This is a genomic window from Neisseria sp. P0021.S005 (assembly GCF_051956955.1).
Genome location: NZ_JBQCWY010000066.1, coordinates 1 through 10475, shown reverse-complemented (window position 1 = coordinate 10475; position 10475 = coordinate 1). Strand labels below are relative to the sequence as shown.

Sequence of the window (10475 nt, the reverse complement as noted above, 5' to 3'; positions counted from 1 at the left end):
CCGAAGATATTTGGAGCAACATCGCCGAAGAAGAGGATTTCAAACACTATCTGCATGCCCAAGTGTGCGAGCATCCGCTCTCGCAAGTGGAAGCGGCCTATGTTCACGTCTTGATTGATTTTTTGGACGAACAAGGCTACCTCACCGACAGCCTCGAAGAAATTATCGACCACACGCCGTTGGAATGGATGCTGGACGAAGAAGCCCTGCAAAACGCGCTGGATGTATTGCAAACCTTTGAGCCGCCCGGCGTGGCGGCGGCGGATTTGACCGAGTCGCTTATGTTGCAGTTAATGCGTTTGCCGGCTTCTCCTGCCCGACAAATGGCCGCGCATTTGGTGCAAAGTTCGCTTCAAGACTTAGGCAAAAACCGCAAACAAAACGTTCTGCGTTTCCGCAAACTTTATCCCGATACCGACAGCAAAACCATAGAAGCCGCGCTCGATATGATTGCCGGGCTCAATCCCTATCCAGCCTACGGCTTCGCCTCTGCCACGCCTACGCCTTATATTCAGCCTGACGTTTGGGTCAAAGAGGGCAAGGACGGCTGGGAAGTCATCAGCAACGAAGCGGCTTGGCCGAAGCTGCAGCTCAATCAGGAATATTGCGACCTGATGAAATCAGAGGAAGAGGGCGCACCGGAGTGGAAGGAAAAAATCAACGAAGCCAAGCAGCGCATTGATTCTTTGGAGCTGCGTAAAAGCACTGTCCTCCGCCTTGCCGAGTATATCGTCAAAAATCAGGAAGATTTTTTCATCTTCGGAGAAATCGGCCTGTCTCCCATGCTGATGAAAGATGCCGCCGCCGAATTGGGTTTGGCGGAAAGTACCATCTCGCGTGCCGCCAATCAGAAATATTTGTCTTGCCCGCGCGGCCTGTTTGCGTTACGCTATTTCTTCACACAGGCAGTCAATGCCGATGATGATGGCGAAGGGTTCAGCCAAGGCGCAATCAAAGCCGTATTGAGCCAGTTGATTGAAAGTGAAGACAGCAGCAAACCCTATTCGGACGAGACCCTCGTCAAATTATTAAAACAACGCGGCATTGAAATTGCCAGACGTACAGTTGCTAAATATAGAGAATCATTAGACATCCCACCGGCACACAAACGAAAATTTACCGAGTAGATATATTCCGATCCGTTTTGACGGACTAACCAACCGAAGGAGCTGTATCATGAATCTGAAAATCACCGGTCTGAATTTTGATGTTACCGAAGCCATCAAAAACTACGTTTCCGACAAGTTGGCACGAATCAGTCGCCACGCCGACAACATCATTTCCGTGACCATCACGCTCTCGGTGGAAAAAGTCAGCCAGAAAGCCGAAGCCGATGTGCATTTGGCAGGCAAAGATTTGCACGTTGAAGCGATTGAACAGGATATGTATGCCGCGATTGATGTTTTGATGGACAAACTCGACCGCGCTGTTTTGAAACATAAAGAAAAAAGCGGCGATGTCCGCAGTACTGTCAAACCTGCTGCCGAATAAAGTTTTTGTATGATAAAGGCCGTCTGAATATTCAGACGGCCTTTTGTTTTGCTAGATGTTTTAGACTGGCAATCTAGTTACTCACTTTTTCACCATTCCACGGTGCCACTTTAAACAGCAGCAACATGCCCGGTATGCCCAAAGCGAAACACAGCCAGTAGAAATTGAAGTAGCCCATCGCTTCAATCAGATAGCCTGCCGAAGCATTGATAAATGTACGTGGAACGGCTGACAGGCTGGTAAAGAGGGCTAATTGTGTGGCCGTAAATGCAGGATTGGTTTCACGAGCCATGTAGGCAACAAACGCCGCTGTACCCAGACCTACGCCCGCTGCTTCTGCCCCAATCACGGCCGCAAGCATCATTTGCTCTGTCAGTGTGATGGTTTCAAACTTGCCAAAATTTGCCAACCAAGCAAAGCCTAGAATAGTAACCCATTGCGCCACGCCGAAAATCCACAAAGCTCTATTGATACCGAGCTTTATCATCCAAATACCGCCTACAATACCGGCAATGACAGCAGGCCATAAACCGGCATTTTTGGCGATGAGGCCGATGTCGGTTTTGCTGAAGCCTATGTCCAGATAAAAAGGTGTAGCCAAAGAAGTGGCCATGCTGTCGCCCAGTTTGTAGAGAAAGATAAACAGCAATACCAATATGGCCTGTTTGATTCCTTTGCGGGAGAAGAACTCACTGAAAGGGTCAGAGACTGTTTGGGCAAATGTACGCGACACAGATGGTGGAATGTCAGGCTCTTTAGCTAAAAACAAGGTCATCAGCAGACCGGGCAGCATAAATAGTGCAGTAATGATGAATACGTTGTGCCAAGGCATCAAGTCGGCCAAAATCAAGCTGAGCGATCCGGGTACCAAAGCGGCGATACGGTAGGCGTTGACGTGGATAGAGTTGCCTAAGCCTAATTCTTCATCTGACAAAATTTCGCGGCGAAATGCATCCAATACAATATCTTGGCTGGCAGAGAAAAAAGCGACCACCAACGATAAGCCCATAATTACATATAAATGCTGAGCAGGATTTAGGAAGGCATAAATGAGCAAGGTCAGCAGCAAACCAATTTGCGTAACCAGCATCCAACCGCGTCGCCGTCCTAAAAAAGGTAATCTGACCAAATCAATGACGGGAGACCAGATAAATTTCCAAGTGAAAGGCAGCCCGATAAGTGCCATCAGGCCGATGGTTTTCAAATCGACATGTTCGCTGCGCAACCATGCCGGAATCAGGTTGATCAGAAAATAAAGCGGCAACCCCGAAGTGAAGCCTGTGAAAATGCAGATCAGCATTTTGCGCGAGAAAATTCGCTGCATAGTGCTGGTTTGGGGTGCGTTGGTCATAGTGGAATCAATAAAAAAGAAAAGGGATATTGTAGCAAAGATGGGGGATATGGCGAATGAACTTCTGCTATCTTTATTGAATAATAAAAGGCCGTCTGAAACTTTGACAAATTAAGTTTCAGACGGCCTTTTGTTGGAACAAGCCGATAGGTTTTTGAAATGTCCGTAAGACAGGCAGATATGTTTGTTTTACGGATATTTTATTTTCAGACGGCCTTCGATGCTGCGTTGCAGTTGCGGTAGAAGGCAATCAGACCGTTGGTGGAGCTGTCGTGTGCCGGGGTGCCGCGTTCGAGTTCGGGTTCGATGGTTTTGGCCAGCTCTTTACCGTATTCCACGCCCCATTGGTCGAAGGGGTTGATACGCCAAATTACGCCCTGAACGAAGGTGCGGTGTTCGTAGGCTGCCATCAGCATGCCGAGGTTGAAAGGTGTCAGGCTGTCGATGAGCAAGCTGTTACTCGGACGGTTGCCGGGGAATTCTTTTTGCGGCGCAAGACGGTCGCGTTCGTCTTGGGGCAGTGCGGCCAATTCGACTTGTACTTCGTCTAAGGTCTTGCCTTTCATCAGCGCTTCGGCTTGGGCGAAGGCATTGGCAACAGTAAAGCGGTGTTGGCGGTGGTTGCCGTAGATTGTGGTCATGGGGACGATGAAATCAACGGGAATCAGACGCGTACCTTGGTGCAGAAGCTGGAAGTAGGCATGTTGGCAGTTGACGCCTTCATCGCCGAAGACAATGCCGCCGGTGGTGCAGGAAACGGGTTGGCCGTCTGAAGTACGCTGTTTGCCGAGGCTTTCCATATCGAGCTGGTTGAGCCATGGGGTAAAGAGGCGCATATTGTGGCTGTATGGGACAACGGTTTGGCCGTCTGAATGTTGGAAGTTGTTGTACCAAACATTGATGAGTGCCATCAGGACGGGAATGTTGCGGCGGAATGGGGCCTCGAAGAAATGGGTGTCCATCGCGTGTGCACCGGCCAGCATTTTGCGGAATGCTTTTTCGCCGACTGCAACCATCAGCGGCAGGCCGATAGGCGACCAGACGGAATAGCGGCCGCCGACCCAGTCGGACATAGCAAAGACTTTGTCGGGGGAGATACCGAAATTTTGGGCTGCGGCCACATCGGCGGAAATGGCGCAGAAGTGGCGGTAGATGCCGGAATCAGGCAAACCTGCATCACGGTACCAAGTACGCGCCGCATAGGCATTGAGCAGGGTTTCTGGTGTGCGGAATGATTTACTGGCAATGCTGAATACGGTGGTTTCGGGGTTGAGACCGAGAAGGGTTTGGGTCAGGTCGGCATCATCGGAGTTGCTGACAAAGTGGACGCGGATGTTCTGCCAATAGGGTTGCAGCGCCTGTGTGGCCATGCGCGGGCCTAAATCGGAGCCGCCGATGCCGATGTGAACCAGGTCGGTAATCGGTTTGCCGGTAATGCCTGCGTGGGTGCCGTCTAAAAGTTGGCGTGCGAACTCGAGTGCGCGGTTGAGTTCGTGATGAACATTGGGCACGATGTTTTCGCCGTCAACGTAAACAGGTTTGGCATTGGCAGGCAGGCGCAGAGCAGTGTGGAGAACGGCGCGGTGTTCGCTGGTGTTGATTTTTTCACCGCTGCTCATGGCCTGCATATATTGTGGCAAATCGGCTGCTTCGGCCAGTTGGCACAATAAATCAAGGGTATTTTCATCCAGACGGTTTTTGCTGTAATCAAATAACAAACCGTGCAGAATTTCGTGCATATTGTTGAAACGTTCGGCATCTGCAGCGAAACGTTCGCGCAGGGTAACGTGTTGCGTATCGGCATGATGGGCTTCCAAGGCCTGCCATGCGTCTGAGTATGCGGTCATCTCGTTTCCTTAGTATGTAACGGTAAAATAAGCAGGATAGATAGGTATTTCCTGCTTTTTTGTAGTGGCTTGTAGTTTAACAAATTTGAACAGGTTTTGGGAGGTGGCGGGGGTGTTTTTGTTTAAGAAATGTATGCAAAATGAAAAAGAAATGATTGATTATCATCAAGTTTCTGTAAAAAAAAGGGGTATGACACCGATGTCTGCTGTGTTATCCTATGTAACATTATTGAAATCTTGTCGGGACGGGTCCGTAAGATGGCTACAATTTATGATGTCGCTGCTTATGCCGGGGTATCTCCCAAGACGGTCAGCCGGGTGATTAACGGCGATGCGCCGGTCAGTGATAAAACCCGTTCTAAAGTAGAAACAGCGATTGCTGCTTTGGGCTATATCCCGTCTTCTGCGGCGCGGATTATGCGGTCACACCGTTCCGGCTTGGTCGGTCTGATTACCGGCGCCATTTCGCGGACAGGCGAGAATACGGGCGGACACGGCATACCGGATATGTTCTTGATTAAGGGCATTCAGCAGCAGATTCGTGCACAAGGCAAGATTTTGATGATTGCCGACATCGACAACAAGCCAGGGCAGCCCGGTCAGATGGAGCCGCTGATCCGTACCTTTATGGAGCATCGTGCCGAGGGGATTTTATATGTGGCCGGTTTCCATCAGGAAGTATTGCTGCCGGAAGTGCCCAACCGTTGCCCGATGGTGTTGGTCAACTGTTTCGATTTGGCAGGTACGCCGTCGGTTTTGCCGGACGATGAAGCAGGGCAGTATGGCTTGGTGCGCCGGATTATCCAAAGCGGACACAAACGGATTGCTTATGTGACTTTGCAGCCGGGCGTAGAAGCAACGAGATTGAGATTGGCCGGATACCGCCGGGCTTTGGCGGATGCGGATATTGTCTTCGATCCTGATTTGGTGCAAACTGGTTATCCTGACTTCAGCAATGACAGCGGATCTTTGATTTCGGCTATTTTGAAACTGTTGTCTTTGACGCTTCCGCCGACGGTCATTTGCTGCGGTAACGATGAAATGGCAGTACGCGTGTACGGGATTTTGAGGACGCGCGGCGTGCGGGTTCCCGAGCAAGTTTCGGTTGCCGGCTATGATAACCACAGCGCGATTGCGGAGACGCTGTTTCCGCCGTTGACCAGTACCGAGCTGCCTTATCTGCGCATGGGCGCGATGGCGGCGGATTTGCTGTTTCAATACATTGAACACCCGACCGGCTCGGTTCAGTCAGTCAAGGTCGTTGGGGAAACCATCTGGCGTCAGTCTGTGATTAATAAATAGTTTCAGACGGCCTGAAAATAAGCTTTAAACAACGCAAACACACATCAAAATAAGATTATGTAAACGGTCAAAATAAAGGCCGTCTGAAAACAGGATTGCCTCATTAAAAAGGCGGCCCAATACAATAAAAGCGTCATACCGCTGAAATTGGAGTTTGTTGTTTCCATAGTTTATTATCCAGGAGTAGCCTTACTATGAAAATCTCCCCACAAGTGGCGATGACACTTCGCCAGATTATGCTGATGAACTTCGGTTTCTTCGGTATTCAATATAGCTTCGGGTTGCAGCAAACTGCGATTAACCCGATTTTCAGCTTTCTTCATGCCGATCCGAGCCAATTGCCGATTTTGAATATGGCAGGCCCGATTACCGGTTTGCTGGTGCAGCCGATGATTGGTGCGATGAGTGACCGCACTTGGGTGCCCGGATTGGGCCGCCGCCGTCCGTATTTCTTGATTGGCGCCATTGGTTGCAGTCTCTGTCTCTTTATCTATCCGCACGTTACCGCCTTGTGGGTGGCCGTATTGCTGCTGTGGCTCTTGGACATCAGTAATAATACTGCAATGGAACCTTTCCGTGCCTTCATTGCCGATACCGTTCCTGAACACCAGCAATCCACCGGTTTCTTGATGCAGTCTGTGTTTACCGGCTTGGGCATTACCCTGGCCAACGTTTCCCTCTATATCTTCCAACAAATCGGCTGGTTGCAACAAACTTCCGAAGCAGGCATTCCGTATTGGGTATTCGGTTCGTTTTATATTGGTGCGGTCTGCTCCATCGGTTCGGTTTTGATTACCGTTTTATCAACGGCCGAACGCGAGCCCAGCCCTGAAGAAATGGCGGCCATTAAAGCCCAGCCGAGCGGTCCGGCCCATGCTGTTAAAGATATTGTCGTTGCCGTGCGCGAAATGCCGACTGCCCTGTGGCAACTGGCCTTGGTGTATCTCTTCCAATGGTACGCGCTCTTCATCTACTGGCAATATATTTCCCACAGTATCGTCCAATCCGTCTGGGATTCGACCGTTGAAAATACCGAAGCGTATAGCCAAGCGGTTGCATGGACCGGCCTGGTAAACGGTTTTTACAACGTGATAACCTTTATCTCCGCCTTTGGCCTGATGTGGATGGCGCGCAAATACGCCGCCAAATATGTTCACGCCTTTGCCGTAACCCTTGCCGCACTAGCCTTGCTCACCATTCCGCACATCGGCAACAAATACCTGATGTTTGCGCCGATGATTGGTTTCGGTGTCGGTTGGGCAAGTATGATGGGCGTGCCGTTTATGATTGTGGTCGGTTCTATTCCGAAAGAACGTTACGGCGTGTACATGGGTATTGTGAACATGATGATTGTGATTCCAATGCTGATTGAAACCGTATCTTTCGGCTGGGTGTACAGAACTTTCTTGGGTTCAAACCCTGCCAACGCGATGACTTTTGCCGGTGTTTCCCTGGCCATTGCCGCAGCGGTGACCTTAACCATTAAAACTGCGGCCAAACCGGCTACTGCAGAATAACGAAGTTTTGATTTAAAACCAAAATGAAAAGGCCGTCTGAAACATGAAAGGGTTTCAGACGGCCTTTTTTGTCGAAACGGATTCCATTTGCTGACCTGATTCGGAAAGCCTTATTGTCGCTGCGCTACCGTTCATCACTCAAATTGGCTATGACTACCGATTTTGCTTTACAATATCCTTCTTTAATTTATTTCGTTTTACCATCCTGATGACAGAACACATTTCCGCTCCAAGTCCATCTCCTGTCGGTGAAGACTACCTGCTGTTAGGTCAATACGCCGAACGCGCCTATCTCGAATACGCCATGAGCGTGGTCAAAGGCCGCGCGCTGCCTGAAGTTTCAGACGGCCAAAAGCCTGTACAACGGCGTATTTTGTTTGCCATGCGCGATATGGGTTTGACGGCGGGGGCGAAGCCGGTGAAATCGGCACGCGTGGTCGGCGAGATTTTGGGTAAATACCATCCGCACGGCGACAGTTCTGCCTATGAAGCGATGGTTCGCATGGCGCAGGATTTTACCTTGCGCTATCCCTTAATCGACGGCATCGGCAACTTTGGTTCGCGCGACGGCGACGGGGCGGCGGCGATGCGTTACACCGAAGCGCGGCTGACGCCGATTGCGGAATTGCTGTTGTCCGAAATCAATCAGGGGACGGTGGATTTTGTGCCGAACTACGACGGCGCGTTTGACGAACCTGTACACCTGCCCGCCCGTCTGCCTATGGTGTTGCTCAACGGTGCGTCGGGCATTGCGGTGGGTATGGCGACCGAAATCCCATCGCACAATTTAAACGAAGTCACACAGGCGGCGATTGCGTTGTTGAAGAAACCGACGCTGGAAACCGCCGACCTGATGCAGTATATCCCTGCGCCCGATTTTGCCGGCGGCGGTCAAATCATCACGCCGGCAGACGAATTGCGTCGGATTTACGAAACCGGCAAAGGCAGCGTGCGCGTGCGTGCGCGTTATGAAATCGAGAAGCTGGCGCGCGGACAATGGCGCGTGATTGTGACCGAGCTGCCGCCGAACGCCAATTCCGCCAAAATCCTTGCCGAAATCGAAGAACAAACCAACCCGAAACCGAAAGCGGGAAAAAAGCAGCTCAACCAAGACCAGCTCAACACCAAAAAGCTGATGCTGGATTTAATCGACCGCGTGCGCGACGAGTCAGACGGCGAACATCCTGTGCGTCTTGTATTTGAACCAAAATCCAGCCGCATCGATACGGATACTTTCATCAACACGCTGATGGCGCAGACTTCTCTGGAAGGCAATGTGTCCATGAACTTGGTAATGATGGGTTTGGACAACCGCCCTGCGCAGAAAAACCTGAAAACGATTTTGCAGGAATGGTTGGATTTCCGCGTCGTTACCGTAACACGCCGTCTGAAATTCCGTTTGAGTCAAGTGGAAAAACGGTTGCACATCCTCGAAGGCCGTCTGAAAGTCTTTCTGCACATTGACGAAGTGATTAAAGTCATTCGTGAATCAGATGATCCGAAAGCCGATTTAATGGCGGCGTTCGGGCTGACCGAAATCCAAGCCGAAGACATTTTGGAAATCCGCCTGCGTCAGTTGGCGCGATTGGAAGGGTTCAAACTCGAAAAAGAATTGAACGAGTTGCGCGAAGAACAAGGTCGTCTGAATATTCTTTTGGGCGACGAAAACGAAAAACGTAAGCTAATTATCAAAGAGATGCAGGCGGACATGAAGCAGTTTGGTGACGCGCGCCGCACGCTGGTGGAAGAGGCCGGACGCGCCGTGCTGACACAAACCACCGCCGACGAACCCATCACGCTGATTCTGTCGGAAAAAGGCTGGATACGCAGCCGTGCCGGACACAACCTTGATTTGAGCCAAACCGCGTTCAAAGAAGGCGACCGCCTCAAGCAAACCATCGAAGGCCGCACGGTTTTACCCGTCGTCATCCTGGATTCATTGGGCAGAACCTATACGCTTGATGCCGCCGAAATCCCCGGCGGACGCGGCGACGGCGTGCCGGTTTCATCCTTAATCGAGCTGCAAAACGGCGCGAAACCCGTCGCCATGCTCACTGGTCAGCCCGAACAGCATTACTTGCTTTCAGGCAGCGGCGGCTACGGCTTTATCACCAAGTTGGCCGATATGATCGGACGCGTGAAAGCGGGTAAAGTGATCATGACCGTGGACAGCGGCGAAACCGTCCTGCCGCCGGTTGCCGTCTATGCTTCTTCGCTGATCAATCCCGACTGCAAAGTCGTACTGGCCAGCAGCGACCACCGTCTCTTGGCGTTTTCCATCGGCGAACTCAAAGTCATGCCTAAAGGCCGCGGTTTGCAGCTGATGTCGTTGGCTGAGGGTGCATCTTTGGAACACATTATGGTGACGACCTCTCCTGAGTTTACCGTTGTATCGGTCGGCCGACGCGGCGCAGAACATCAGGAAAAACTGCGTATTGCCGATATTGACGGCAAACGCGGTAAAAAAGGCAAGGTATTGGAAATATCAGGCCGTCTGAAAAGTTTGTCCTGAAACAAGAACAAATATATCTAAATAAATTAAATTTATACGACATTGCATGATAATAAAAAAAGGTTCATTTATGAACAGAGCCAATCTTCAAGAACTGGGTAATCTGAGGGAGCGGATTCCCGGTGTAATCAACATTGCCCGAATAGCCATTGTCTTACCGCTTTTGGTTTTGCACGCTTTCGGCAGCTACACGGGCGGCAACCTGATTGGCGTTTCGTTGCCGGACGTTGAGTTTTATATCTGGGTAACGCTGTATTTCTTCCTGATTATGCTCTCCGTGTTCCGCCCGGGCTGGCAGTGGCAGTCTTTAGATTTGCCCAATGCCAGCGCCGTGGTCGACATCACCATGATGATGGTTTTGGTGTATATCTCCGGCGGTACGGCTTCTGGTTTCGGAATTTTGGTTTTGCCGTTTGTCGCCACGTCGTGTCTGCTCAGTTATGGCCACTATCCTA

7 protein-coding genes and 1 pseudogene are annotated in these 10475 nt (G+C 50.7%); 6 read left to right on the top strand and 2 right to left on the bottom strand.

Annotated elements, in window-relative coordinates:
* Positions 1-1127, top strand: a 1127-nt coding sequence (gene rpoN / locus ACTHUE_RS06010; RefSeq protein WP_440423116.1) for an RNA polymerase factor sigma-54, incomplete at its 5' end; no start/stop codon positions are given.
* 49 nt (positions 1128-1176) lie between these two features.
* Positions 1177-1491 (top strand): ribosome hibernation-promoting factor, HPF/YfiA family, encoded by a 315-nt coding sequence (gene hpf / locus ACTHUE_RS06005; RefSeq protein WP_004518850.1) that lies wholly within the window; start codon positions 1177-1179, stop codon positions 1489-1491.
* Positions 1492-1564: 73 nt separating this feature from the next.
* Here the strand turns inward: hpf and ACTHUE_RS06000 are convergent, their stop codons facing one another.
* On the bottom strand, positions 1565-2815 hold the full coding sequence (locus ACTHUE_RS06000; RefSeq protein ID WP_191620593.1) for an AmpG family muropeptide MFS transporter: 1251 nt from the start codon (positions 2813-2815) through the stop codon (positions 1565-1567).
* A gap of 233 nt (positions 2816-3048) precedes the next feature.
* Positions 3049-4689: a glucose-6-phosphate isomerase gene (gene pgi, locus ACTHUE_RS05995; protein ID WP_070695292.1), complete on the bottom strand. Its 1641-nt coding sequence runs from the start codon at positions 4687-4689 to the stop codon at positions 3049-3051.
* Positions 4690-4947: 258 nt separating this feature from the next.
* Between pgi and ACTHUE_RS05990 the strand changes: the two genes are divergently transcribed.
* From ACTHUE_RS05990 to ACTHUE_RS05975, 4 genes and pseudogenes are all read left to right on the top strand, one after another.
* A complete protein-coding gene (locus ACTHUE_RS05990; RefSeq protein WP_049344511.1) occupies positions 4948-5991 on the top strand; it encodes a LacI family DNA-binding transcriptional regulator in 1044 nt (347 codons plus the stop codon).
* A 194-nt stretch (positions 5992-6185) separates the two neighbouring features.
* A complete protein-coding gene (locus ACTHUE_RS05985; protein ID WP_049344509.1) occupies positions 6186-7508 on the top strand; it encodes an MFS transporter in 1323 nt (440 codons plus the stop codon).
* 208 nt (positions 7509-7716) lie between these two features.
* On the top strand, positions 7717-10020 hold the full coding sequence (parC, locus tag ACTHUE_RS05980; RefSeq protein ID WP_004518843.1) for a DNA topoisomerase IV subunit A: 2304 nt from the start codon (positions 7717-7719) through the stop codon (positions 10018-10020).
* Between the two features lie 70 nt (positions 10021-10090).
* A pseudogene (locus tag ACTHUE_RS05975) lies at positions 10091-10475 on the top strand (sensor histidine kinase); the annotation flags it as partial.